Source organism: Paraburkholderia sp. (assembly GCF_036488795.1).
GTDB lineage: Bacteria > Pseudomonadota > Gammaproteobacteria > Burkholderiales > Burkholderiaceae > Paraburkholderia.
Map to the genome: position 1 here is coordinate 1 of NZ_DASXHA010000180.1, position 24,057 is coordinate 24,057.

The following is a 24,057-nucleotide window of genomic DNA, read 5'->3' on the forward strand; positions in this document are numbered from 1 at the left end:
CGTTCTGCAGACGCAGCGGACGAAACTCCTCTTCGCTCAATTCGCCCGACAGCCGGCGCCGAACCTGGTCGCGGTACTGCGCGACGCGTTCGTCGACGATGGTCTGGTCGTACTGATCGTATTGGTACATTCGGGGACCCCAGTTTTTGCGTGACACGCAGCGTTCGCGGGACGCTGCGCAAGTTCCTCTGCCTTTGCCGGCGCGGCTGAGCGGGTTTGTCTAGACCCACCGCTCATGTGCTAATGACAAAAACAGATATCCATATTGAAAAAGATGGGGAAATAGTAATAAACTCCCCTTATACTTCAAACGACTAAAAAATTCTTTTGATATGCGTAGGGGTTATATATGAACCTGCACCAGTTCCGCTTCGTCCGCGAGGCCGTTCGGCAGAATTTCAACCTCACGGAAGCGGCCAAGGCGCTGTATACAAGCCAGCCAGGCGTGTCGAAGGCGATCATCGAGCTCGAAGACGAACTGGGCGTCGAAATCTTTACGCGGCACGGCAAACGCGTCCGGTCTTTGACCGAACCGGGCCGCATTATCCTCGCCTCCGTCGAAAAAATCTTGCAGGAGGTCGAAAGCCTGAAACGCGTGGGGAAAGACTACGCGGCGCAGGATCAGGGCAACCTCGTCATCGCGGCCACCCACACCCAGGCGCGCTACTCACTTCCGGCCGCAATCGCCGAATTCAAGAAGCGTTTCCCGAAAGTTCATCTTTCAATTCTGCAAGGCAGCCCGACCCAGGTAGCCGAAATGGTCATCCACGACCAGGCGGACCTCGCGATCGCCACGGAGGCCATCTCTACCTATAAGGAACTGGTGTCGCTGCCCTGCTTCCAGTGGCACCACCTCGCGGTCATGCAGCCGGATCATCCGCTGCTGGAGCGCAAGCTGCTGTCGCTCGACGATCTGACGCAATATCCGCTGATTACGTATGACAACGCGTTCGCGGGCCGCACCAAGATCAACGAGGCGTTCCGGCTGCGCGGCCTGTCGCCGGATATCGTGCTGGAAGCGATCGATGCGGACGTGATCAAAACTTACGTCGAGCTGGGGCTGGGCGTGGGCATCATGGCCGACATCGCCTTTAACGCCGAACGCGACCGCCATCTGCGGGCAATGCCGGTGGGCCACCTGTTCGGCAGCAACGTCACGCGCGTGGCGCTGAAACAGGGCGCGTACCTGCGCAGCTACGTGTATACGCTCGTCGAGCTGCTCTCGCCAAGCATGAACCGCAGGCTGATCGAGCAGGCGCTCAAGGGCGAACACGAATCCTACGAGCTTTGATTCACCCGCTTTCCAATTAGCGGGCTACGCCGGTAGCCCGCCGCCTTCTCTCGCCGGCCGCCACAATGCGCCGGCAATGCCCGCCAGGCCAGCCGAACGGCCACACGCCAGTCCGTCTTTCCGCGACGCCGCACGCCCCCACCCCGCCCTCCCTATAGCGCTTCGCTCGACGTAGCCGGCGTTTGCCAGGGCGCACCTCTCCCCCTCCAGGGAAAACCACAGCTCCCCGCATCCCGCATTTCCTTTGACGCACTTTCGAATCGAAACTAAACTCTTTCGAAACAAAAGACATTTCTTTCGAAGAGTGGAGACATGCTGGCTAACAAGAGTTCACTGAAGCGGCGCCTTCAGATCGTCGAGATGGTCCGCAAGCGCGGCGAGGTGTCGGTCGAGGAACTCAGCCAGGCATTCGACGTGTCGAGCGTCACGATCCGCACCGACCTGACCTATCTGGAACAGCAGCGTTATCTGGTCCGCTCGTTCGGCAAGGCGCGCTATCTGGCGCAGCGGCCCGGCGAAAGTGTGCTGATGCCGGTATCGGACGGCGCGACGCGCAAAGCGGCGGAAATGTCGATCGCGCGGTTTGCGGCGGAATCGGTGGACGACCACGAATCGCTGATGCTCGGCGCCGGCGCCATCGTCCACAAGGTGCTGCCGCTGCTGTCGGATCGTTCGAACCTGTCGCTGCTGCTGCACGACATCGCCATGGCGCAGACCGCGCAGCGCTTCGTACATTGCGAACTGCAATTGACCGGCGGCCATCTGGATCAGGAAGCGACCACCCTTATCGGCCCGGATACCGAGCGCTCCATCACCGCGCGCTCCCTGGACCTCTGCATTCTCGAAGCCTCGGGAATCGACCGTGACGGCAACCTGCTGTGCGCCGACCCCGGCCTTGCCCGCGTCTTTCATGCCGCCACGCAGACCGCGGCGCGCACCATCGTCGTCGCGTATCAGCCGCAGCTGTCCGAGCGCGATGGCCATGTGTTTTGCAACCTTTCGGATCTCGGCGGACTCGTGATCGACGACGGCATCGATCCGCCCACGATGGACCTGTTTCCACGCAAGCACCTTGAAGTACACAGAAGGGAAAACGGAATTCTCGAGTTCCGCCAATCCACGCCTTAACCATCCATACCAAGGAAGAGACACCATGAAGCATCCGGTACTGACAACCGCACTCGTTGCAGCTGCGCTGTGCGGCACCTGCGGCATTGCGCAGGCTAACGACGTGACGATCGGCGCATCGTTGCTCACGCAACAACATCCGTTCTATGTCGCCCTCGCTGACGCGATGAAACAGGAAGCCGCCAAAGATCACGCCACACTCGACATCGCGATTGCCAATCAGGACCTGAGCAAGCAGATCGCCGACGTGCAGGACTTCGTGACACGCAAGGTCAATGTGATCGTGCTGTCACCGGTCGATTCAAAGGGCGTCAAGGCGGCCGTGATGGCCGCGGAGAACGCGGGCATTCCGGTCATTACCGTCGATATCGGCGCGCAAGGCGTCGAGGTCGCCTCGCACATCGCCACCGACAACTACGCGGGCGGCATCATGGCCGGCCAGTTGATGTGCAAGGTGCTGGGCGGCAAGGGCAAGGTCGGCATCATCGACTACCCGACGGTGCAATCCGTGATCGACCGTGTGAGCGGATTCAAGAAAGCATTGGGCGGATGTCCGGGCGTGCAGGTCGTCGCCGTGCAGCCGGGCATCACGCGCGCCGAGGCGCTGAGCACCGCGCAGAACATGTTGCAGGCGCATCCCGATCTGGACGGCATCTTCGGCTTCGGCGACGACGCCGCGCTCGCCGCCGCCGTGGCAGGCAAGTCGGCCGGCAATCATGTCAAGGTGATCGGCTTCGACGGCATGCCGGAAGCACGCGCTGCGGTGGACAAAAACCCGAACTTCGTCGGCGTGATTCGTCAGTATCCGGAGAAGATGGGCGCGATTGCGGTCGACACCGCCGTGAAGATTGCCGACAAGCAGTCGGTCGCCAGGGACATCCCGGTGCCGCCGGGCGTCTACACGCGCGAAGCCGCGAAATGAACGCGAACCTCGATACCGGTCGCGCACAGCCGCCGGGGTCGAGGCCGGGCCCCGGGTTCGGCCGCGTCGATCCCGCCGGCCCCGACCTCAGCGGCAACAATAGCGGCAACAGCTGCGGCAGCGCCGACACACAACTGCCGCTGCTGGAGTTGCGCTCCATCGCCAAGTCGTTCGGCCCGGTAGAAGCAATCAAGGACGTCTCGCTCAAGCTCCAGCGTGGCCGCGTGCATACCTTGCTCGGCGAAAACGGCGCGGGCAAATCCACGCTGATGAAAATCCTCGCGGGCGTGTATGAACCGACGCGCGGCGAACTGCTGCTGCGCGGCAAGCCGGTCACCTTCACCCGCCCGGCGGACGCCCAGGCGGCCGGCATCTCGATCATCTATCAGGAACTGAGTCTGGCGACCAATCTGAGCGTCGCTGAAAACGTCTTTGCCGGCCACGAGCCGCGCCGCTTCGGCGTGGCGGATTTCCGGGCGCTAACGCGGCGCACGCAGCAGTTGATGGACGAACTCGGCATTCACATTGATGCGGATGCGCCGGTGGCGCGGCTTTCGATGGCGCAACGGCAACTGGTCGAGATTGCCAAGGCGCTGAGTCACGACGCCGAACTCGTCATCATGGACGAGCCCACTTCGTCGTTGAGCGACCGCGAAGCCGAGATCCTGTTCGACATCGTGATGAAACTGAAGGCGCGCGGCAAAGCGGTCGTCTATATCTCGCACCGCATGAACGAGATCATGCGTATCTCCGACGACATCTCCGTGATGCGTGACGGCCGTTATATCAGCACGTCGGACAAGCACGGCACCACCATCGGCACGCTCATCAACCTGATGGTGGGCCGCGCAATGAGCGATGTGTATCCACGCCGCGCACAGCCTTATGTGCGGCCTGCGCAACCGTTGCTCGAAGTGCGCGGGCTGAGTCTCGCGAACACCTTCAGCGACATCAGTTTCGCGCTGCACGCAGGCGAGATTCTCGGCTTTTTCGGCCTGATCGGCGCGGGACGCTCCGACGTGATGAATGCGCTCTTTGGCGTCGGAAGCCCGAGCGGCGAGATCGTGATGAACGGTAAGCGCCTCAAGCTGCGCTCACCGGAAGACGCAATCTCCGCGGGCCTCGCCTTCGTCACCGAAGACCGCAAGCACCAGGGCCTCGTGCTGATGCACTCGATTGCCCAAAACGTCACGATGGCCAGCTTCGAGCGCAAGGGTTCGCGTTTTGGCATGTTGAGCAGCCGCTTCGAACGCGAAGCAACCCGCAATGCGATTGATCGTATGAAGATCCGCGCCTCCCATGCAGACCAGGCCGTGGGCGATCTGAGCGGCGGCAATCAGCAGAAAGTCGTGTTCTCCAAATGGCTCACGCTCACGCCCAAGGTGCTGATTCTGGATGAACCGACGCGCGGTGTCGATGTGGGCGCGAAATTCGAAATCTACCGTGTGATCCGTGAACTGGCGGCGGCCGGCACAGCCATCATTCTGGTTTCCTCGGAATTGCCCGAAGCACTTGCCATGAGCGACCGCCTCGTGGTGATGCGCGAGAAGCGGATCGTCAAACAGTTCGATGCAGCCGGCCTCAGCCCGGAGACCGTAATGTCGTATGCAACGGGAGCAATGCAGTCATGAAACCCACTCATCTTCAACCGGACACGCCCATGAGCGGCGCGAACCCGCGTTCCAACGGCGCGAGCGCGCTGTCCAAGTGGATGCGGCACTACGGCGGCATTGTGTGCGGCCTGATCGTGTTGTGCGGCCTGTTCGCCTTTCTCACGCCGAACTTCATGTCGTTGGGCAATCTGCTCAACGTCGTGTTGCAAGTGTCGATCATCGCCATACTCGGTTTCGGTATGACGTATGTGCTGCTGCTCGGCGACATCGATCTTTCAGTCGGCGCGGTCATGGCGCTGGTGGGTACGGTCGCGGCGGTCGCAATGCAGCACGGCATGCACCCTGTCGTCGCGGTACTGGCCGCGATGATCGCGGGCGTCGCGCTCGGCTGGGTCAATGGCGCGCTTTCGGCGCTCTTGACCATTCCGTCGTTCATCGTGACCGTGGCGACGATGGGCGTGTTTCGCGGCCTTGCCTACATCGCCTCCGCAGGCGTGCCGATTTCCATCGACGACGACCGTTTCGCCTCGCTCGGCAACGGCGCGTTTCTCGGCATCGCCATTCCGATCTGGGTGCTCGCCCTGCTGCTGCTCATCAATCACTTCGTGCTGTCGCGCACCGTGTTCGGCCGCAAGGCGTATCTCGCCGGCGGCAATCGTGAAGCGGCGCTGTATTCGGGCATCAACGTGCGGCGTCTCCGCATTTTCATCTTCATGATCTCCGGGCTGATGGCGAGCATCGGGGGCGTGTTGATGACCTCGCGTCTTTACTCCGCGCAACCGAATGCCGGCATGGGCTACGAACTGGATGCGATTGCCGCGGCCGTTCTGGGCGGCACGAGTCTGAGCGGCGGCTACGGCACGATCATCGGAACCTTGATCGGCGCGCTGATTATCGGCGTCATCAACAACGGCATGAATCTGCTGAGCGTGCCGTATTTTTATCAACTCATCGTCAAGGGCGTCGTGATTCTGGTCGCCGTCTGCATCGATGTTCAAACGAAGAAACGCCATGCCTGATCGCGAATCGCATAGCGCCGGCAAGACCGGCTACATCCTGACGATGGGCGAGATCCTCGTCGAAATCATGGCGACCGAGCGCGGTCAGTCGTTCCGGCAGCCGGGCACGCTGATCGGCCCCTATGCCAGCGGGGCGCCGGCCATTTTCATCGATCAGGTCGCGCGCCTCGGCAGCCGCTGCGCGATGATCGGCTGCGTCGGCGACGACGACTTCGGCACGCTCAACGTCGAACGGTTGCGCACGGACGGCGTCGACGTCTCGGGCATCGCCGTCATCAAAGGACAAACCACCGGCAGTGCATTCGTCACCTACCGCGAAGACGGCGAGCGCGACTTCATCTTCAACATCACGAACAGCGCGTCGGCCCATCTTTCGGTGGCAAACATCCGCGAGGATCTGCTGAAGGATTGTCGCCACTTTCATGTGATGGGCTCGTCGCTGTTTTCGTTTCGCATCATCGAGGCGATGAAGAAGGTCATCGAGACCGTCAAGGAGCATGGCGGCACGGTCAGCTTCGATCCGAATATCCGCAAGGAAATGCTGCGCATTCCGGAGATGCGTGAAGCGCTGGATTTCATTCTCGACTACACGGATGTGTTCCTGCCGAGCGGTCATGAAGTTACCTTGCTGGCTACCGCCAGTTCCGAGCACGCGGCGATCGACGAACTGCTGGAGCGTGGCGTTCGCGAAGTAGTGGTGAAGCGCGGCAAGGACGGTTGCAGCTTCTACGACGGCACCCGGGAAATTCATGTGCCCGCGCTGCACGTCGACGAAGTGGACCCCACCGGCGCGGGCGACTGCTTCGGGGCCACCTACATCACATGCCGCGCGCAAGGCATGGATATCGAGGCGGCACTGCGCTATGCATGCGCGAGCGGCGCGCGGGCGGTCACCCTGCGCGGCCCGATGGAAGGCACCGCGACCTTCGCCGAACTCGACGCCTTCGTGACCCATGCGGAGGGCAATCATGCATAACATCGTGACGCGGCTTTTGAACGGGCCGATCGCGGAAGATAGCGCGACGGCCTCGCTCAAGGGTATCTACGCAATCTGCTCCGCGCACCCCTGGGTGCTCGAAGCAGCGATGCAGCAGGCGCAGCATGACGGCACGCCGCTGCTGATCGAATCGACCTCGAACCAGGTCGATCAGTACGGCGGCTATACCGGCATGAAACCGGCCGACTTCGTCGGGTTCGTGCAGCGAATCGCGCAGCGCGTGGGCATGCCGCGCGAGCGCCTGATCCTCGGCGGCGATCATCTCGGACCGAATGCATGGCGCAGCCTGCCCGCTGCGGAAGCCATGCTGCGCGCTGAGGCGTTGATCGACGCTTACGTCAGCGCCGGCTTCACGAAGATTCACCTGGACACCAGCATGGCTTGCGGCGGCGACCCGGAGCATCTATCGGACAGCGTCGTGGCGCAACGCGCAGCGCGTCTGTGTGAAGTGGCCGAAAGAGCGGCGCTGCGTGAAGGTCTGAAGACACGCCCGGTCTATGTGATCGGCACCGAAGTGCCGGTGCCCGGCGGCGCCAGCGAAACACTGAACACCGTAGACGTCACCCGCCGGGATGCCGCGCTGGAAACCGTCGCCATCCATCGCGACGCGTGGCGCGCGCGGCAACTCGAGGACGCATGGGAGCGCGTGATTGCGCTCGTGGTGCAGCCTGGCGTCGAGTTCGATCACACGCAGGTCATCGATTATCAGCCTGAACTGGCTACGGATCTGTCGCACGTGCTCACGCAATTGCCGGGCATGGTGTTCGAAGCGCATTCGACGGACTATCAGCGGCCGGATTCGCTCAAGGCATTGGTGCGCGACGGTTTCGCGATTCTCAAAGTGGGGCCCGCAGTCACCTTCGCGCTGCGCGAGGCTTTATATGCACTCGCGGATATCGAGTCGGCCTTGCTACCGCCCGATCGGCGCTCCGAATTACGCGCGGTTGTCGAAAGCGTGATGCTGCGCAAGCCGGGCAACTGGGAGAAGTACTACCACGGCGCTGCGGACGAAACCAGACTGCTGCGCACCTACAGTTACAGCGACCGCGTGCGCTACTACTGGGCTGATCCGGAAATTGACGCTGCTGCGCAGCGCCTGATGCGCAATCTGTCGGAGACGCCGATTCCGGAGAATCTGCTCAGCCAATACTTGCCGGGCCAGTACTGGCAATTGCGCAATGGCACAGTCGACGCGTCGCCGATGAGCATCGTGCAAAGCAAAGTCCGCGAGGTCATCCAGCATTACGCGTCGGCTTGTCGCGACTGATGTTGCAATCGCGGCGGTCCATATAACAGGGCGTTCCTGTCACCCGAACACGGAGGTAGTCATGTCCTTTGAGACTCATGCTTCTTACGATTTTAGCCATGCCGTCGTGGCGATAACCGGCGCGGCTGCCGGCATAGGCCGCCAGGTTGCAGAGCAATTTGCGGCAGCCGGCGCCACCGTCGCCCTGCTGGATCGTTCCCCGTCCGTGGCGGAGGTCGCTGCAGGCCTGGGTGCAACGCATCGAGGTTGGGTCGTCGACGTGAGCGACGCTGAATCCGTCGCCACCACGGCCGATGAAGTTCTTTCGCTGTTCGGTCGCGTCGACATTCTGGTCAACAACGCCGGTATCGGGCCGTTAGCACCGGCCGAAGATTTTCCGCTTGAAACATGGGACACAACCATCGCAGTGAATCTGCGCGGCCCGTTCCTGGTGGCGCGCGCATTTGCACCCGGCATGCTCGCGCGCGGGCAAGGCAGGATCATCAACCTGGCGTCGCAGGCGGCCGTGATCGGCATTGAAGGGCATGTCGCCTATTGCGCCAGCAAAGCCGGAGTCCTCGGAATGACGCATTGCATGGCGCTCGAATGGGCGCCTCGAGGCGTGACGGTCAATGCCGTTTCGCCAACCGTCGTCGAGACGGAACTCGGGCTGACTGGCTGGGCAGGAGAAAAAGGAGAACGCGCCCGCGCCACCATCCCCACCCGGCGCTTTGCGAAGCCGGCCGAGATCGGCGCCGCCATCATGTATCTGGCGAGCAGTGAAGCCGCAATGATCAACGGGGCGAACCTGATGATCGACGGCGGCTATTCGATTCAGTAGCACGCCACGCAGCCGGAAAGGATCGGCGAGCGAACGCTTTTCACGCTGTAAGCACGAGCGAAAACCTGAGAGCACCTGGAGGCAGCACAAGATCGAACACAACCCACGATGTTTAGGAGACGAAAATTATCTATCTTTCTCATGTAGTTTCGTTTCGGCGCCATCTTGCCGCATCCGTTGTTGCAGGGATTGGATTGGGCATGGCTAGTCTGGCGTGCGCCACCACCGTCACGATTGCGGTACCGAACAACAACGATCTGATCGAAATGAAAAAGCTTTCTCCGGTCTTCGAGAAGGCCAACCCCGATATCCAGTTGAAGTGGATCGTGCTCGAAGAAAATGTACTTCGACAGCGCCTGACGACGGATATCACAACGAATGGCGGGCAATTCGACGTATCGGCCATCGGGACCTATGAGGCGCCACTCTGGGGCAAGCGCGGTTGGCTGGTGCCGATCACGGGACTGCCCGCCAGCTACGATCTCGACGATGTACTCAAGTCGGTTCGCGACGGCTTGTCTTACGACGGAACCTTGTTCGCGCTGCCGTTCAATGCCGAAAGCTCCATGACGTTCTACCGGAAGGATCTATTCGCGGCGAAGGGTTTGACCATGCCGGATCATCCCACCTATAGCCAGATCAGCGAGCTTGCCGACAAGCTGAACGACCGGGCCAACGGCGTCTACGGTATCTGTCTGCGTGGCAAGGCGGGTTGGGGTGAGAACATGGCCTTCGTCTCCACCCTGGTGAACACCTATGGCGGACGATATTTCGACGAGAAATGGCGCGCTCAGGTCAATTCGCCGGAATGGAAAAGCGCCATCAATTTCTACGTCGATCTGTTGAAGAAGGACGGCCCTCCCGGAGCCAGCTCAAATGGCTTCAACGAGAATCTGTCGCTCATGACCGGCGGCAAGTGCGCGATCTGGGTAGACGCAACGTCCGCTGCCGGCATTCTTTATAACAAGACCGAGTCGTCCGTTGCCGACAAGGTGGGCTTCGCAGCGGCGCCGACCCAGGTGACGCCGAAGGGTTCGCACTGGCTCTGGTCATGGTCGTTCGCCATTCCGAAATCGTCGAAATCGCAAGACGCGGCGAAACGGTTCATCGTATGGGCGACCTCCAAGGACTACATCACGCTGGTAGGTAATGACATCGGTTGGGCGTCGCTGCCGCCCGGCACGCGTCAATCGACCTATGCACGTCCCGAATACAAGCAGGCTGCACCGTTTAGCGAGTTCGTCCTGAATGCGATCCAAACCGCCAATCCAAACGACTCGACCCTGAAGAAAGTCCCGTACACCGGCGTGCAATACGTGGGAATTCCGGAATTCCAGTCGTTCGGGACGAACATCGGTCAGCAGATAGCGGGGGCCGTTGCAGGTCAGATGAGCGTCGACCAGGCACTCCAGGCGGGCGACGCGGCAGCCGACCGCGCCGTGCGCCAGGCGGGCTACCAGAAGTAAGTCCGGATGCCTCTGCCCCAACTGTTCAGGCCACGCGGATTCGTATGACACGAAGCGCGTGGCTTCTGCATGAACAGGGAGTCAGGAACCGGTTGAAGCGATAGAGCGGGCCATTGCGGGTCATTGCTGATAAAGTAAATGTCCCCTATCCGGCCGTTCTTCATCATGCGCACCACCCGAGCCATCCATGCCGTCGAGCGGCTGAAAACCCGCAGCGGCAATCCGCGCTTTGCGGCGATCAGTCTGTCGGGCGGCCTGTTTTATCTGGTCGACAAATCCAGCGGCACCGACAAAAAAGTCTCCGACCCGCTGCCGCTCGACGATTTCGTCAAGTTCGTGGACGCCTTCGGTCCGCCCAAGCCGCGTAAGGCGAGCAAGCTCGATCTTGCGTTCGAAGAACAGCTCAAGAAGAGCAAAAGCTGAGACCTCACGCCCACCGCTGCCGTAGTCAACGCCACCACGGCTAACGGCACATCGGCGGCGCCCGATGCAGTTCGTCGTTTTCGATCACGTTCACGCCGCGCGTATCGTCGCTCAACACCTCGGTCACCAGTGCGCGCGCCACGCGTTCGACGGAAATCGAGCGCCATTTCAACGGCAGATAGACCCCCACGCGCCGCGCGATGCTCTCCAGCGGCCGGCTTTCGGTGCGCTCGCCCATCAGGAACGATGGCCGGATGATGGTCAGCACCGGATAGTCGAGCTTCTTGACCGCCTCTTCCACATTGCCCTTCACGCGGCTATAGAAGGTCCGCGCATGCGGATCGGCGCCAATCGCCGTGACCATCGCAAAGTGCGTGGCGCCATGACGGCGCGCGATGCCGGCAATGCGCAGCGGATATTCATAGTCCACCTTGCGGAACGCGGCCTGCGAACCGGCCGTACGGATGGTCGTGCCGAGCGCGCAGATCACCGCGTCTACGTCGAAAATCTCCGAGTCCGCGTCGGGCCAGTCGTAATCGATCATGTGTTCGACGACGCGGTTGGTCGCGTCGAGGCCGGCTGTCGCCGCCCCCGCCGCGCGGCGCACCAGCACGCGGACTTCGGCCACCCGGTCGTCACGGGCCAGCAGGCGCAAGGCCGCGCTACCGACGAGACCCGTGCCGCCAAGCAGCAGGACGGTTTGTTTGCGGACGACATTGGACTGGCTGGGCGCGAGAAAAGTCGACATGCGTGGGTCCGTCTAAAGGGGCACCGCCGCATATTACCGCGTCGCAGCGCTTCCTAACCGTTGCCTACATCACGAACTCCGCCCTGCGCCGCGCTGCTCGCGAGCACCGCTTCGATAAAGTGCAAACCGGCCACGCCGTCGTCCACGGTCGTGAGGAGCAGGCTCTCCGGCGGGGGCGGCTTGCCGGCGTCCAGCGCCTCGATCTGCAACGCGGCGTCGGCATACAGCTGCGCGAACGCTTCCAGATAGCCTTCAGGATGGCCCGGCGGCACGCGCGTCGCATGCGCGGCGATCGCGCTCTTGACCCGGCCACGGGTCAGACGCTCAGATGCTCCGCCGAGGGGCGTCAACCACAGTTCATTGGGATTCTCCTGATCGAAGGCGAGCCCCGCTTTTGTGCCGTAGACGCGCAGGCGCAATGCGTTTTCCGCGCCGCTCGCCACCTGGCTCGCCCACAGCATGCCGCGCGCGCCGTTGGCGTAGCGCAGCATCGCCTGCACATGATCGTCGACACGGCGGCCGGGGACGAACGTGTGCAGCTCCGCCGACAATGCCTCCGGCGTCATCCCCGTCACGAACGCCGCCAGATGGTAGGCGTGCGTGCCGATATCCCCGAGGCAGCCGGCCGGACCGGCCAGCGCCGGATCGGTGCGCCAGCCGGCCTGTTTGTTGGTGCCGCTGGTTTCGATCGGCTCGGCGAGCCAGTCCTGCGCATATTCGACCTGCACGACACGTACCTCGCCCAGCTCGCCGGCTGCGACCAGCTCGCGTGCGTGACGAACCATGGGATAGCCGGAGTAGGTGTGCGTCAGCGCGAAGAGCCGCTTTTTCTCGCGGGCCAGCTTCGCCAACGCCTGGCCCTCGGCGAGCGACACCGCCAGCGGCTTGTCGCAGATCACGTGAATGCCGGCGTCGAGAAACGCGGTGGCGACCGGCGCATGCAGATGATTCGGCGTGACGATCGCCACGGCGTCGATTCCGTCGTCCTTGCGTGCGGCCTCTGCCTTTGCCATCTCGCGCCAGTCCGCGTAGCTGCGGGCAATACCGGCCTCGGTGGCGCTCGCCTGCGCGCGTTGCGGATCGGAGGACAGCGCGCCCGCGACGATTTCAAAGCGGTCGTCGATGCGCGCGGCGATCCGGTGCACCGCGCCGATAAACGCGCCCTGGCCGCCGCCGACCATGCCCAGCCTTAACCTTCGTGCCATGGATGATGCTCCTTTGACGATGCGCCTAGCGCGCCTTCACAAGCCCAAGATGCGCTTCAATTGCGCCGTGTCGACGCCGCTACCAGCGAAGTCATCGAAGGCATGCTCGGCCACCCGAATGATGTGACGGCGGATGAACTCCGCGCCTTCGCGCGCGCCGTCTTCCGGATGCTTCAGCGCGCATTCCCATTCGAGCACGGCCCAGCCCGGAAAATCGTATTGCGCCATCTTCGAGAAGATTCCGCCGAAATCGATCTGTCCGTCGCCGAGCGAACGAAAGCGGCCCGGACGCTCGACCCAGTCGCTATAGCTGCCATATACGCCCGCGCGGCCGGTGGGGCGAAACTCCGCATCCTTCACGTGGAAGGCCTTGATGCGCTCGTGATAGATATCGATGAACGCGAGGTAGTCGAGTTGCTGCAGTACGTAGTGGCTCGGATCGAACAGGATGTTCGCGCGCTTGTGGCCGTTCACGCGCTCCAGAAAGCGCTCGAAAGTCACGCCGTCGTGCAGGTCTTCGCCGGGGTGCAGTTCGTAAGCGATGTCGACGCCGACCTCGTCGAAGGCGTCGAGAATCGGTGTCCAGCGGCGCGCGAGTTCGTCGAAGGCGGCATCGACGAGACCGGCGGGACGCTGCGGCCACGGATACACATACGGCCACGCCAGCGCACCCGAAAACGACACATGCCGGTCGAGGCCGAGACGCCGCGACGCCTGCGCGGCCAGCTTCAATTGCCCGATGGCCCACCCGGTGCGCGCTTGCGGATTGCCGCGCACGTGCGGCGCGGCAAAGCCGTCGAACAGCAGGTCGTACGCAGGATGCACCGCCACCAGCTGGCCTTGCAGATGAGTCGCCAGTTCGGTGATCTGCACCCCGGCGTCGGCTACCACGCCGAGCAGTTCGTCGCAATACGTCTGGCTCGACGCGGCTTTGTCGAGGTCGATCAGGCGCGCGTCGACCGGAACCTGAATCCCTTCGTAGCCGAGGCTCGCGGCCCACGTCGCCATGTTTCCCAGTGTGCCGAAAGGCGCCTTGTCGCCCAGGAACTGGGCCAGGTAAATTGCCGGGCCCCGGATGGTCTTCATCGTGCCGCTCCTCGCTCAAAGATTGGAAAGCTCGTCAGCAAAGATGGGTGCTCGCCGCTGCGCGTGACGCGATTGGTCAGCGTCAAACGCGTCTCGCGCAGCGGCAACGCACAGCCGATCAGAACGGCGAGTCGGGGAAGTAATAGTCCTTGGCGTTTTCCTTCGTGACGAGCACCGACGGGATGATCGTCGTCGGCGGCAGCTTCTCGCCCTTCAGGCGCGCTTCGGCCGTCAGCTTGATCGCGTCGTAGATGAACTTCGGCGAATACGTGACGTCCGCATTGATCAGCTTGTCGCCATCCATCACACGCTTGATCATTTCCTTCGATCCGGCGCCGCCCAGCACTTCCTTGATGTCGGTGCGGTGAGCCTGGTCGATCGCCTTCAGCACGCCCACCGACATGTCGTCGTCAGCGGACCAGACCGCGTCGATGTGCTTGAAGCGCGTCAGGTAGTCCTGCATCACCTTGAACGCGTCGTCGCGATTCCAGTTGGCGTATTTGGCGTCGAGCACCTTGACCCCGGGGCAGGCGGACAAGGCTTTCGTGAACGCGCTATAGCGTTCGTTATCGAGCGTGGTCGGAATGCCGCGCAACGCGACGATGTCACCCTTGCCGTTCAGCGTTTTGCAGAAGTACTCGCCTGCCAGCCGGCCAAACGCGGTGTTGTCGCCGGCAACGTAGGCGTCCTGAGCACTGGTGTCGGTGAGTCCGCGATCCACCACCGTCACGTAGATGCCCTTCTTCTTCACCTGCGCCACGGGCTGCGTCAGCGAAGCCGACTCATGCGGGAAGATCACGAGCGCATTGATCTTGTTGACGGTGACCATGTCCTGCAACTGGTTCGCCTGTTCCGGCGCGCTTGCCGAGGTCTTCAGGATCACCTTCAGGTCCGGATGCGCCTTCTCCATGTCCTCCTTGGCCTTGTTCGCCCACCAGTCGATGCCGCCGGTAAAGCCGTGGTCCGCGGTCGGTATCGCCACGCCCAGGATCACCTTGTCGTCGGCGCGCGCCGCACCCGCCGTCCCCAGTATCCCCAACGCCAGCACGCCGGCGCTCATCGCTCGAATGACCTGCTTCATGGTTGTGTCTCCAGTTATGAGGCGTTCGCGCGCCCCGATTCTTCGACTGCTTTTAACGTGCTGCCCGTTGGTACCGCCGTGCTTTGAATAGTTGACCTGGTCTTCCTCTGCGCTCCGCCCTGCCCCTGCTAGCCGCTGCGCCCTAGCGCCGTCCGCGCTGCAAAAACGCCACGACGATAATCACGGCGCCCTGCACTGCCGCGTTCAGATACACGCTGATGATGCTGGTGAGATTGAGAATGTTCGCGATTACCGACAGCAGGATCGCCCCGATCACGGTGCCGATCACGCGCCCCTCGCCGCCCTTGAGCGCGGTGCCGCCGACGACCACGGCGGCGATGGCCTCGAGTTCCCACAGCAGACCCGTGGTCGGCGTCGCCGAACCGAGACGCGGCACATACAGCACGGTCGCCACGCCCACGCAGATTCCGAGCAGCACGTACGTGACGATCTTCACGGTATCCACGCGGATTGCCGCGTAGCGCGCGACCTGCTCGTTCGAGCCGATCGCCTGCACATGGCGGCCGAACGCCGTGCGGTTGAGGATCAGCGTGCCGCCCGCCGCGACGACCAGAAACACCCAGATCGGCACCGGCACGCCGAGAAAACTCGCGTAGTAAACCGGGCCGTAGAGATCGGTCAGCGAATTGTTGAGCGTGAGCGCGCCGCCGTCGGCGAGCCACGTGAGCACCGCGCGAAAAATGCCGAGCGTGCCCAGCGTGACGATGAACGGCTCGATGCGTCCTTTGGTGATCAGGAGACCGTGCGCCCAGCCGAACAGGCCGCCTAACACCAGCGCGCCGACCATGCCCAGGGCGATGATCGCGAGCGGCGCGAACGTATGACCGCCGATACCCGTCGACAGGCCGTTCATCAGCCAGATCATGGTGCCCGCGATCAGCGCGGCCATCGAACCCACCGACAGATCGATGCCGCCCGAAATGATCACGAAGGTCATGCCGACCGCGATGATGCCGATGAACGCCGTACGCGTGAGCACGTTCATCAGATTGTCGAAGGTCGCGAAATCGCGATTGAGCAGCGTGCCGACCACGCACAGCAAAACGAGGCCGAGCAGCGGGCCGAGCCCGTACAGCAGATGCGCGAGCCGCAACGCGCGCGGTGACTGCGCGGCTTCAGTGGGTGCCGGTTGCATGCGCGATCAACTCCTCTTCGGTCAGATGATCGAGATCGAGCGTGGCCTGCAATCGGCCCGCGCGCATCACGGCGACGCGATGGCACAGGCCGATCAGCTCGATGAGTTCGGATGAAATGACGATTACCGCGCGGCCTTGCGCTGCGAGCCGGTGAATCAGGAAATAGATGTCGCGCTTGGAACCGACATCGACGCCGCGCGTGGGCTCGTCCAGCACCACCACGTTCGGATCGGGCTGCAGGTATTTGGCGAGCGCGAGCTTCTGCTGATTGCCGCCGGAGAGCATGCGCGCGCGGCTCGACAGATCGCCGGTGCGAATGCCGAAATCGCTCACCGCGTGCGTGAGTGCGGCGCGCCCCGCTTTCAGATCGAGCAACGGGTGCGTGTAGCGTTCGAGGGTCATCAGCGTGAGGTTGTCCTGCAGGCTCAGGTTGACGTGCAGCGCCTTGCCCTTGCGATCTTCGCTGAGATACGTGAGGCCGTGGCGCATCGCGGCGCGCGGGTTCTTCAGACCGACCACACGTCCGCCGATTTCGATGCGGCCCGCGCTGCGCTTGCGCAATCCGAGGATGGCTTCGAAGGCTTCCGTGCGACCCGCGCCCACCAGCCCCGCGAAGCCCAGCACTTCGCCCGCGCGCACCTCGAAGCTGAGGTCCTCCACCCACCCGGGCACGACGAGGCCGGCCACCTTCAGTGCGATCGGCGCATCTGCCGCTACGGGCACCTTGTCCGGAAACATGTCGGAGAGCTCGCGTCCCACCATCAGGTTCGCCATCTGCTGACGCGCCAGCGTCGAGGTTTCGCCGCGTGCGACGAAACGACCGTCGCGCATCACGATCACCTCGTCGGTGATGTGCTCGACTTCATCGAGCTTGTGCGAGATGTAGATGATCGTCACGCCATCCGCTTTCAGCTTCGCCATCAGCGTAAAGAGCCGTTCGGTTTCGGCCGGCGTGAGCGTCGCGGTGGGCTCGTCCATGATCAGGAGACGCGCGCGCCGCGACAACGCCTTGGCGATTTCCACCATCTGCTTTTCAGCGACGATCAGGTCGCGCACCTTGGTATCCGGCGCCTTCGCGAGGCCGACCTCGGCCAGATAGCGGGTCGCCTCGCCACGCATGGCCGCGTCGTCGAGCAGCCAGCCGCGGCGCTTTTCATGGCCGAGGTAGATGTTCTGCGCAATCGTCAGATGCTCGGCGAGATTGAACTCCTGGTGAATCAGCACAATGCCGGCCGCTTCCGCATCACGCGAACTGACGAACTGCTGCGCCTGACCGTCGATCAGCAGCGTGCCGGCGCTCGCCGTTTCGTAGCCGGAGAGAATTTTCATCAGCGTCGATTTGCCCGCGCCGTTCTCGCCCAGCAGACCGTAGATGCGCCCCGGCCTCAGCTCGAAACTCACGCCGTGCAGCACGCGCACCGGGCCGAAGTCTTTGCGGATGTCGTCGAAACGCACGGCGAGGCTCATGTCAGGCGCTCCTGCGAATCACGAGCCGGTGCGGCAGCAGCACGCCCGGCACGTCGGCCAATGGATTTGCCAGACGCTGCAACAAGAGGCGCGCGGCGGTTTCGCCGAGCTCGCGCATGGGCTGGGCGATCGTCGTCAACGGCGGGTCGATCTGCGCGGCAAGCGAGATATCGTCGAAGCCGACTACCGCGACGTCGTCCGGCACGCGCTTGCCGACACTGCGCAGACCGTGGATGACACCGATGGCGAGCGTGTCCGAGACCGCGAAGATCGCGGTGGGCGCCGCAGTGGCCGCATTCGGTTGTGCCATCAGGAGCGCCGCGGCCGACGCGCCCGCTTCGTAGTCGAGGCTGTTCAGATTCATGCGCCAGCGCGGGTCCGCTTCGATGCCGGCTTCGCGCAGCGCGTCGAGGTAGCCTTGCTGGCGCTGCCGCGCGTACAGATAGCCGACATCCGAGTTGATCAGGCCGATGCGCCGATGCCCCTGCGCCAGCAGATGCCCCACGGCGTCGGCGGCGGCCCGGTAGTTGTCGATCCCGACATACGGCACGCCGACCGCCGGATCGAACTCGCAGCAGGCTACCCAGGGCAGCGCGTTGGATTCCTCGGCGAGCGCCTGTTGCACCGTGGCGGGATCGAGACAGATGGCGCCGTCCGCGCGGCGGCGGCGCAGCAAGTCGAAGTAGCTGCGCTCGCGGCCCGGATCGGCGCCCGTGTCGCACAGCAACATGAAGTAGCCATGCTGGCGCGCCACCGTATCGATGCCGCGCACGATCTCCGCATAAAACGGGTTGCCGACGTCCGGCACCATGGTCAGCAACAGGCGGCTTTCGGCGGTGCGCAGGTTGCGCGCCAGCTCGTTGACGCGGTAGCCGCTGGCGTCGACCGCGGCCAGCACCTTGTCGCGCGTAGCGGGCCGCACGTTGGCGTGGCCGTTGAGCACCCGCGAGACCGTGGCCACGGACACCCCCGCCTGCTCGGCGACGCCGGCAATCGAAATGCCGTCTGACGCGTGCAGCATCGCTTGAGGTGCTTCGGCCTCAGGTTGCGGCAGTCTGGCCACTCCGAATCTCCGTGCAAAATGTAATCGATTACATTTTTGGATGATGAACGGCCGAATCGCAAGGATCGCCGCGTAGGGATTAACACGGAGCGGGATTGCCCGGCTGCGGGCGGCTGTCGCCCCCGTTTTGGTACAATTCCGCAGTTACCCTGACCCAACCTGCTTCGCCGGTTGCACCTAAACCGAACTGCCGAATCCACCATGAATATCGAGCAAGCGCGTTTCAACATGATCGAACAGCAGATCCGCCCCTGGGAAGTGCTCGACCAGGACGTGTTGAATCTGCTCTCCATCGTCAAGCGTGAGAATTTCGTTCCTGCCGTCTACCGCGACCTGGCCTTCGTCGACTTCGAAGTGCCGCTGCCGGGCGGCCAGCACATGCTGGCGCCGCGCGTCGAAGCGCGCGTGCTGCAGGAGCTGGCGGTGAAGAAGCACGAGAGCGTGCTCGAAATCGGCGCAGGCTCGGGTTATATGGCGGCACTGCTCGCGGCCCGCGCGCAGCATGTGCTGACGGTGGATATCGAACCGGAACTGGCTGAACTGGCCAAGGCCAATCTGGCGGCGAACGGCGTACTCAATGCGGAAGTCGCGACCGGCGACGCCGCGCGCGGCTGGCCGGCAGCGGCGCCGTATGACGTGATCTGCGTGTCGGGTGGCCTGCCTGTGCTGCCGCAGGAAATTCTCGAGCATCTGAAGATTGGCGGCCGTCTGGCGGCGTTCGTCGGCACGGCGCCGGTCATGAAGGCGCAGATCATCACGCGTATCGACGAAAAGCAATATCGGATTGCCGACGTATTCGAAACGTATATCGAGCCGCTGACCAACGCCGTGCAGCCGCCGCGCTTCAAGTTCTGAGCTTCTTCATGCATTGATGGCGGGCGCGAGTTGCGCCCGCAGCCCTGGCTGCAGTTCGTGGCTGCGGTTCGTGGCTGTTATGTGCCATCACCTGAAACGGATGTACCCCTCATGCAAAACCTGACCGCTCCCGCTCTCGCCGAATGGCTCGCCGATAAATCCCGCCCCGCACCTGTGCTGCTCGACGTACGCGAGCCGTGGGAAATCGAAACAGCAAAAATCGCCGGCAGCGTGTCGATTCCGATGCGTGAGATTCCGGCACGCAGCGAAGAACTCGAAGACGACGTGCAGATCGTGTGCGTGTGCCATCACGGCGCGCGCAGCGCCCAGGTCGCGATGTTTCTGGAGTCGCGCGGGTATAAGGACGTGTTCAATCTGCAAGGTGGGATTGATGCGTGGTCGAGGCAGGTTGACCCCGCAGTGCCGACTTACTGATTCGACTATTGCGTGATACCCAGGCCGTGCTGCGCGAGTTGCGGCCTGGGTAGCCACACCGCTGCGACTACCGACCCGCCCCGGTTCCTGTCACTGCCCGCAGGTGTTTCATTTTTCCTCTGCGGAAATTTCCCCCGGTCTCCTTAGCAACCTCTCTGGCACCATGCTCCGACCTTTTTTCGGAGCATTTCGATGCAATTCAAGCCAATTGCACGGCTGCCAGCCATGCTGCTACCCACTGTTGCGCTGCTTGCCGTCAGCCTTGCCGTTTCGGCATGTGGCGGAGGCGGCAGCGGCAACAGCAACGCGGTCATCGACTGGCCCGCTACGCCGAGCTGGCCCGCCTCAATCGTTTGGCCTGCCGCACCCAGTTGGCCCGCCAGCTCCGGCAATGGTTCGCCCAACAGCAACAGCACGCCGGGCACCAGCATCCCGGCCAATCCGGCCAATGCACCGGCTAACGGACCTGCCGCGATTACGCCGGTCGCCGGCCCGAATACAGCGACGATCACGGTCGACGGCAAGACCAGCATCAACCAGCCGTATGTGACCATCACTGTTTGCAACCCGAACGCCCGGGGCAATAGCCAATGCGTCACGGTCGACCGGATGATCCTCGATACGGGTTCAACGGGTGTCCGGGTCGCGGCGAGTTCGCTCGGCACCGCATTTGCCGCCCAGTTGCCGGCCCAGACCGGCGCCACCGACGATCCGCTCGGCAACTCCCCCATCGCGCAATGTGCGACCTTCGGCTCCGGCTTCACGTGGGGCTCCATCAAACAGGCGACCGTCACGATTGGAGGCGAAACCTCGAGCGTGATGCCCATCGAGGTCATCGGCGACGGCGCCTTCGCGACGCCAGCCGATTGCGTCGCGCACGGCGGACCCAATCTCAGTTCCGCGGCGGCACTCGGCGCCAACGGACTGGTCGGCATCAGCAACCTGGTACGCGACGACCCGGACTCCGCCACGCGAATCTACCCTGCCTCGTACTACTACTGCACGAGCGCCGCCTCATGCACGAACACGCGTGTGCCGCTGGACAAACAGTCGATGAATCCAGTGGCGGGCTTCCCGGTCAACAACAACGGCACGATCATCCGACTGCCCGGCTTGTCGTCATCGGGGGCGGTCAGCGCGACCGGACAACTGGTTTTCGGTATCGGCACCCAGCAGAACAACATCATGCCGGCCAGCGCGAATGTCCTGCCGGTGGATCAGTACGGCTACTTCACCAGCATCTATAAAGGCCGCATGCTGCACCCCAGCGCGATCGACAGCGGCACCAACATCCTGCTCTTTCCGGATAGCACGATCGCGACTTCGAGTGCCAACGGGTTCTACGCGCCTGCGTCGCCTCTCACGCTTTCGGCCATCTTCCGTTCGCCGGGCGGAACCGCCACGCCAATCAACGTGCCGTTCGGCATCGATAACGCCAACAAGCTGTGGGCAACCGGCAATTCGGCTTTCAACAACATCGGCGCAAACGCTTCCGGGATCGTCCTGTGGGGGCTGCCATTCTTCTATGGCCGCAGCGTCTATACGGCGCTCGAGAACACGACGGTGGGCGCACAAGCCGGCCCCTTTGTCGCCTTTTGAGACTCGTCGGCGAAACCGCTGACAGGCCGGTGCTGGATGACGCCGGCCTGTCAACTTCCGCTCGGGTGCGGAGCTGTCGGACCAGTCTCCTCTCTCGACCATTGAAGGCATTTCCTGCTTCGCGTTAGGAAATCTCTGGGGCTCCGCCCATCCTGCCGCAGGCACCATGCTCCGACCTTTTTCCGGAGCAATGTGATGAAATTTTTGAAGTTCGTGCTGGCGGTTGCCATGGCGCTGCCCATAGCATCGTACGCGGCGTTGGGGGCTGCACCGGGTGCCGGCTCATCCTCGGTAAAGTCGCTGCGGGCGACGCAGCCGGGCGCAGCGTCTTATTCCGTCCACGAATCGCTCACCGCCGACGGTGTCGCGGTGCGCGAGTATGTGTTGTCCAGCAATGTCGTCTTCGCCGTCACGTGGCAAGGCCCGGTTCGCCCGGACATGAGCGCGCTTCTGGGAAGCTACTTTCCGAACTTCGTCGCTGCGGGCGAAGCACGCCCGCACGGCACCGGTCCGATGATCGAACATAACGGCGACCTCGTGATCCAGTCAGCTGGCCGCCCTGGCCGGTTCTTCGGCAAGGCCTACCTCCCACGGCTGGTTCCGGCAGGCGTTAGCGCAGACGATCTGCAATGACACGTAGCGCCGCCTCACTCGAATATCCGATCATGAAAACCTTCAACAAAAAGCTCTGCTTCGCGTTGCTGAGCACCAGCGTCGCCCTTTCCGCCTGCGGCGGCGGTGGCGGCGATAGCGCCGACGACGCAAGCGGGAACGCATCGCAAGATAAGGCGGGACCGGCATCGCAGACACCGTCAGTCGCGCCCATTTCGGGCCCTGCCTCGACGCCGGCTGTCACGCCGGTACAGCCGGCAAGCGCGACTCCGAGCCCCACGCCTGCCCCGACGCCGGGCGTTACGCCCGTTCCGGTTCCGAGCCCGACTCCTGCTCCGGTCCCCACGCCGGGTCCGGCGCCTACGCCTACGCCTACGCCTACGCCTACGCCCACATCCACACCCACACCCACACCTACACCTACACCGGCACCAAGTCCCGCGCCAACACCCGCTCCGAGTCCCTCCCCAACGGCGACCAGCAACACCGTGCCGATCACCGTCGACCGCAGCTTCGGCGAGTTCAACAGCCTGTACGTGAGCGCGACCCTCTGCTATCCCGGCATGCAAGGCACCAGCCAGTGCGCGACGGTCGATCATATGTTGCTCGATACCGGCTCGGTGGGCGTGCGGGTGGTGGCTGGCGCGCTCGGCTCGTCGCTGGCTGCCAGCTTGCCGGCACAAACCGGCGGTTCCAGTGACCCAACCGGCAACGCCCCGATCGCCCAGTGCGCGACATTCGCATCCGGCTTTACGTGGGGGTCGATCAAACGGGCCGATGTGACAATCGGCGGTGAAGTGGCGGGCAATCTGCCTGTTCAGGTGATCGGCGACGCAAAATTCGCCACGCCGTCAGATTGCCTGTCGCGCGGGGGCGCCGATCTGAGCACCGCACAAAAGCTCGGCGCGAACGGTGTGATCGGCATCGGCTCAGGCATACGCGACTTCCCGGCGGCGGCGCAAACCGTCTTGCCGGCGAACTATTACTACTGCACGTCGTCCGGCTCGTGCACCGGCACGCGCGTGCCGCTCGACACGCAGGTCATGAACCCTGTCGCCGACTTCCCTTCGGACAACAACGGCACGATCATCAGCTTGCCTGCGCTGCCCACGGGCGCTCAGGCCAGCGTAACCGGTCAACTGACCTTCGGCGTGGGCACCCGGCAAAACAATGCACTGCCGCCCCAGGCGAACATCGTGCCGCTGGATCAGAACGGCTACCTGACGACCATATATAAGGGCATCACCTTCAACAACAGTACGATCGATAGCGGCACCAACGTGTACTACTTTCCAGATGCCGCCATTCCCATTACGGGCTATTTCTATACACCGTCGGCTCCGCTAGGCCTGAGCGCCACATTGAAGCAGCGTGGCGGCACGGACACGCGCGCGGCAGTCTCGTTTCAGGTCGACAACGCGCTCAACCTGCTGGCCAGCCCGAACGCGGCTTATGACAGTATGGGTGCGCCCGTATCCGGCTGGTTTATGTGGGGCCTGCCGTTCTTCTACGGCCGCAACGTCTACACCGTGTTGAACAACGCCACGATCGGCTCGCAAACCGGGCCGTTCGTCGCGTTCTAGGCTCATCGCATCAGGTGCGCTCAAAGCGCGCAGCAAACCGCATAGCAAACCGCCTTGTGCAAAACCAGGAGGCTGGCGTCGCAACCCCGCCAGCCTCTCCACATTTCACGCCGTTCCCGCGCCTCAGGCCGTCTCCGTCAACACCTCTCCCACGGTCCTGAAGATCTCCTCGATCTGCGCTTCTTCGACAATCAGCGGCGGCGAGAACGCCAGAATGTCC

The 24,057-nt window shown here is 63.1% G+C and carries 23 protein-coding genes and 1 pseudogene; 15 read left to right on the plus strand and 9 right to left on the minus strand.

Annotated features, from left to right (window positions below):
• The first annotated feature begins 349 nt into the window (after positions 1-349).
• From VGH41_RS26415 to VGH41_RS26460, 10 genes are all read left to right on the plus strand, one after another.
• The gene (locus VGH41_RS26415) at positions 350-1,291 is read left to right on the plus strand and encodes a CysB family HTH-type transcriptional regulator (RefSeq protein ID WP_331600620.1); all 942 of its coding nucleotides are present in this window, start codon (positions 350-352) and stop codon (positions 1,289-1,291) included.
• A gap of 312 nt (positions 1,292-1,603) precedes the next feature.
• A complete protein-coding gene (locus tag VGH41_RS26420; RefSeq protein ID WP_331600621.1) occupies positions 1,604-2,419 on the plus strand; it encodes a DeoR/GlpR family DNA-binding transcription regulator in 816 nt (271 codons plus the stop codon).
• 25 nt (positions 2,420-2,444) lie between these two features.
• Positions 2,445-3,341 carry a substrate-binding domain-containing protein gene (locus VGH41_RS26425; protein WP_331600622.1) on the plus strand — a complete coding sequence of 299 codons (897 nt, stop codon included), beginning with the start codon at positions 2,445-2,447 and terminating at the stop codon, positions 3,339-3,341.
• Positions 3,338-4,972: a sugar ABC transporter ATP-binding protein gene (locus tag VGH41_RS26430; RefSeq protein WP_331600623.1), complete on the plus strand. Its 1,635-nt coding sequence runs from the start codon at positions 3,338-3,340 to the stop codon at positions 4,970-4,972. The genes VGH41_RS26425 and VGH41_RS26430 overlap by 4 nt, the downstream gene beginning before the upstream one ends.
• A 29-nt stretch (positions 4,973-5,001) precedes the next feature.
• Positions 5,002-5,973 carry an ABC transporter permease gene (locus tag VGH41_RS26435; RefSeq protein WP_414696725.1) on the plus strand — a complete coding sequence of 324 codons (972 nt, stop codon included), beginning with the start codon at positions 5,002-5,004 and terminating at the stop codon, positions 5,971-5,973.
• Positions 5,966-6,949 (plus strand): tagatose kinase, encoded by a 984-nt coding sequence (locus tag VGH41_RS26440; protein ID WP_331600624.1) that lies wholly within the window; start codon positions 5,966-5,968, stop codon positions 6,947-6,949. Before VGH41_RS26435 ends, VGH41_RS26440 begins: the two co-directional genes overlap by 8 nt.
• Positions 6,942-8,237, plus strand: coding sequence for a D-tagatose-bisphosphate aldolase, class II, non-catalytic subunit (locus tag VGH41_RS26445; RefSeq protein WP_331600626.1), 1,296 nt, complete (start codon positions 6,942-6,944; stop codon positions 8,235-8,237). The genes VGH41_RS26440 and VGH41_RS26445 overlap by 8 nt, the downstream gene beginning before the upstream one ends.
• Positions 8,238-8,298: 61 nt before the next feature.
• Positions 8,299-9,057 (plus strand): GolD/DthD family dehydrogenase, encoded by a 759-nt coding sequence (locus tag VGH41_RS26450; protein WP_331600627.1) that lies wholly within the window; start codon positions 8,299-8,301, stop codon positions 9,055-9,057.
• Between the two features lie 200 nt (positions 9,058-9,257).
• Positions 9,258-10,523, plus strand: coding sequence for a sugar ABC transporter substrate-binding protein (locus tag VGH41_RS26455; protein ID WP_331600628.1), 1,266 nt, complete (start codon positions 9,258-9,260; stop codon positions 10,521-10,523).
• 165 nt (positions 10,524-10,688) lie between these two features.
• A complete protein-coding gene (locus VGH41_RS26460; protein ID WP_331600642.1) occupies positions 10,689-10,946 on the plus strand; it encodes a hypothetical protein in 258 nt (85 codons plus the stop codon).
• A 40-nt stretch (positions 10,947-10,986) separates the two neighbouring features.
• Here VGH41_RS26460 and VGH41_RS26465 read toward each other — a convergent pair whose 3' ends face one another.
• The 7 genes from VGH41_RS26465 to VGH41_RS26495 form a co-directional block, all read right to left on the minus strand.
• Positions 10,987-11,694 (minus strand): NAD(P)H-binding protein, encoded by a 708-nt coding sequence (locus VGH41_RS26465; RefSeq protein ID WP_331600629.1) that lies wholly within the window; start codon positions 11,692-11,694, stop codon positions 10,987-10,989.
• Positions 11,695-11,747: 53 nt separating this feature from the next.
• Entirely contained in the window at positions 11,748-12,899 is a 1,152-nt protein-coding gene (locus VGH41_RS26470; protein ID WP_331600630.1) for a Gfo/Idh/MocA family oxidoreductase, read from the minus strand.
• Positions 12,900-12,935: 36 nt separating this feature from the next.
• A complete protein-coding gene (locus VGH41_RS26475) occupies positions 12,936-13,985 on the minus strand; it encodes a sugar phosphate isomerase/epimerase (protein WP_331600631.1) in 1,050 nt (349 codons plus the stop codon).
• A 118-nt stretch (positions 13,986-14,103) separates the two neighbouring features.
• Positions 14,104-15,066: a substrate-binding domain-containing protein gene (locus tag VGH41_RS26480; RefSeq protein ID WP_331600632.1), complete on the minus strand. Its 963-nt coding sequence runs from the start codon at positions 15,064-15,066 to the stop codon at positions 14,104-14,106.
• A 142-nt stretch (positions 15,067-15,208) separates the two neighbouring features.
• Positions 15,209-16,222: an ABC transporter permease gene (locus VGH41_RS26485; protein ID WP_331600633.1), complete on the minus strand. Its 1,014-nt coding sequence runs from the start codon at positions 16,220-16,222 to the stop codon at positions 15,209-15,211.
• A complete protein-coding gene (locus tag VGH41_RS26490; protein ID WP_331600634.1) occupies positions 16,203-17,690 on the minus strand; it encodes a sugar ABC transporter ATP-binding protein in 1,488 nt (495 codons plus the stop codon). The genes VGH41_RS26485 and VGH41_RS26490 overlap by 20 nt, the downstream gene beginning before the upstream one ends.
• Before the next feature lies 1 nt (position 17,691).
• The gene (locus VGH41_RS26495) at positions 17,692-18,711 is read right to left on the minus strand and encodes a LacI family DNA-binding transcriptional regulator (RefSeq protein WP_331600643.1); all 1,020 of its coding nucleotides are present in this window, start codon (positions 18,709-18,711) and stop codon (positions 17,692-17,694) included.
• Positions 18,712-18,954: 243 nt separating this feature from the next.
• Here VGH41_RS26495 and VGH41_RS26500 point away from each other — a divergent pair, with 243 nt between their 5' ends.
• The 4 genes from VGH41_RS26500 (at position 18,955) to VGH41_RS26515 (ending at position 22,275) form a co-directional block, all read left to right on the plus strand.
• Positions 18,955-19,608: a protein-L-isoaspartate O-methyltransferase gene (locus VGH41_RS26500; RefSeq protein WP_331600635.1), complete on the plus strand. Its 654-nt coding sequence runs from the start codon at positions 18,955-18,957 to the stop codon at positions 19,606-19,608.
• A 111-nt stretch (positions 19,609-19,719) separates the two neighbouring features.
• Positions 19,720-20,043 carry a rhodanese-like domain-containing protein gene (locus VGH41_RS26505; RefSeq protein WP_331600636.1) on the plus strand — a complete coding sequence of 108 codons (324 nt, stop codon included), beginning with the start codon at positions 19,720-19,722 and terminating at the stop codon, positions 20,041-20,043.
• 192 nt (positions 20,044-20,235) lie between these two features.
• Positions 20,236-21,642, plus strand: a complete 1,407-nt coding sequence (locus tag VGH41_RS26510) for a DUF3443 family protein (protein ID WP_331600637.1) — start codon at positions 20,236-20,238, stop codon at positions 21,640-21,642.
• A 195-nt stretch (positions 21,643-21,837) separates the two neighbouring features.
• Positions 21,838-22,275 carry a DUF2844 domain-containing protein gene (locus VGH41_RS26515; RefSeq protein WP_331600638.1) on the plus strand — a complete coding sequence of 146 codons (438 nt, stop codon included), beginning with the start codon at positions 21,838-21,840 and terminating at the stop codon, positions 22,273-22,275.
• Here the strand turns inward: VGH41_RS26515 and VGH41_RS26520 are convergent.
• Complete coding sequence (locus VGH41_RS26520) at positions 22,253-22,780, minus strand: hypothetical protein (protein WP_331600639.1); 528 nt, start codon at positions 22,778-22,780, stop codon at positions 22,253-22,255. The two genes, VGH41_RS26515 and VGH41_RS26520, sit on opposite strands and share 23 nt — an antisense overlap.
• Between VGH41_RS26520 and VGH41_RS26525 the strand changes: the two genes are divergently transcribed.
• Entirely contained in the window at positions 22,743-23,837 is a 1,095-nt protein-coding gene (locus VGH41_RS26525) for a DUF3443 domain-containing protein (protein ID WP_331600640.1), read from the plus strand. The two genes, VGH41_RS26520 and VGH41_RS26525, sit on opposite strands and share 38 nt — an antisense overlap.
• 123 nt (positions 23,838-23,960) lie before the next feature.
• Here the strand turns inward: VGH41_RS26525 and VGH41_RS26530 are convergent.
• Positions 23,961-24,057 (minus strand): annotated as a pseudogene (locus VGH41_RS26530) (beta 1,6 glucan synthase); the annotation flags it as partial.

Excerpts from the sequence above, each read along its gene's own strand:
- VGH41_RS26500 (WP_331600635.1), top strand. The coding sequence starts at position 18,955 with ATGAATATCGAGCAAGCGCGTTTCAACATGATCGAACAGCAGATCCGC.
- VGH41_RS26440 (WP_331600624.1), top strand. The coding sequence starts at position 5,966 with ATGCCTGATCGCGAATCGCATAGCGCCGGCAAGACCGGCTACATCCTG.
- VGH41_RS26485 (WP_331600633.1), bottom strand. The coding sequence starts at position 16,222 with ATGCAACCGGCACCCACTGAAGCCGCGCAGTCACCGCGCGCGTTGCGG.
- VGH41_RS26435 (WP_414696725.1), top strand. The coding sequence starts at position 5,002 with ATGAGCGGCGCGAACCCGCGTTCCAACGGCGCGAGCGCGCTGTCCAAG.
- VGH41_RS26455 (WP_331600628.1), top strand. The coding sequence starts at position 9,258 with ATGGCTAGTCTGGCGTGCGCCACCACCGTCACGATTGCGGTACCGAAC.
- VGH41_RS26425 (WP_331600622.1), top strand. The coding sequence starts at position 2,445 with ATGAAGCATCCGGTACTGACAACCGCACTCGTTGCAGCTGCGCTGTGC.
- VGH41_RS26460 (WP_331600642.1), top strand. The coding sequence starts at position 10,689 with ATGCGCACCACCCGAGCCATCCATGCCGTCGAGCGGCTGAAAACCCGC.
- VGH41_RS26470 (WP_331600630.1), bottom strand. The coding sequence starts at position 12,899 with ATGGCACGAAGGTTAAGGCTGGGCATGGTCGGCGGCGGCCAGGGCGCG.
- VGH41_RS26480 (WP_331600632.1), bottom strand. The coding sequence starts at position 15,066 with ATGAAGCAGGTCATTCGAGCGATGAGCGCCGGCGTGCTGGCGTTGGGG.
- VGH41_RS26450 (WP_331600627.1), top strand. The coding sequence starts at position 8,299 with ATGTCCTTTGAGACTCATGCTTCTTACGATTTTAGCCATGCCGTCGTG.
- VGH41_RS26475 (WP_331600631.1), bottom strand. The coding sequence starts at position 13,985 with ATGAAGACCATCCGGGGCCCGGCAATTTACCTGGCCCAGTTCCTGGGC.
- VGH41_RS26415 (WP_331600620.1), top strand. The coding sequence starts at position 350 with ATGAACCTGCACCAGTTCCGCTTCGTCCGCGAGGCCGTTCGGCAGAAT.
- VGH41_RS26445 (WP_331600626.1), top strand. The coding sequence starts at position 6,942 with ATGCATAACATCGTGACGCGGCTTTTGAACGGGCCGATCGCGGAAGAT.
- VGH41_RS26510 (WP_331600637.1), top strand. The coding sequence starts at position 20,236 with ATGCAATTCAAGCCAATTGCACGGCTGCCAGCCATGCTGCTACCCACT.
- VGH41_RS26495 (WP_331600643.1), bottom strand. The coding sequence starts at position 18,711 with ATGCTGCACGCGTCAGACGGCATTTCGATTGCCGGCGTCGCCGAGCAG.
- VGH41_RS26505 (WP_331600636.1), top strand. The coding sequence starts at position 19,720 with ATGCAAAACCTGACCGCTCCCGCTCTCGCCGAATGGCTCGCCGATAAA.
- VGH41_RS26515 (WP_331600638.1), top strand. The coding sequence starts at position 21,838 with ATGAAATTTTTGAAGTTCGTGCTGGCGGTTGCCATGGCGCTGCCCATA.
- VGH41_RS26490 (WP_331600634.1), bottom strand. The coding sequence starts at position 17,690 with ATGAGCCTCGCCGTGCGTTTCGACGACATCCGCAAAGACTTCGGCCCG.
- VGH41_RS26420 (WP_331600621.1), top strand. The coding sequence starts at position 1,604 with ATGCTGGCTAACAAGAGTTCACTGAAGCGGCGCCTTCAGATCGTCGAG.
- VGH41_RS26430 (WP_331600623.1), top strand. The coding sequence starts at position 3,338 with ATGAACGCGAACCTCGATACCGGTCGCGCACAGCCGCCGGGGTCGAGG.
- VGH41_RS26465 (WP_331600629.1), bottom strand. The coding sequence starts at position 11,694 with ATGTCGACTTTTCTCGCGCCCAGCCAGTCCAATGTCGTCCGCAAACAA.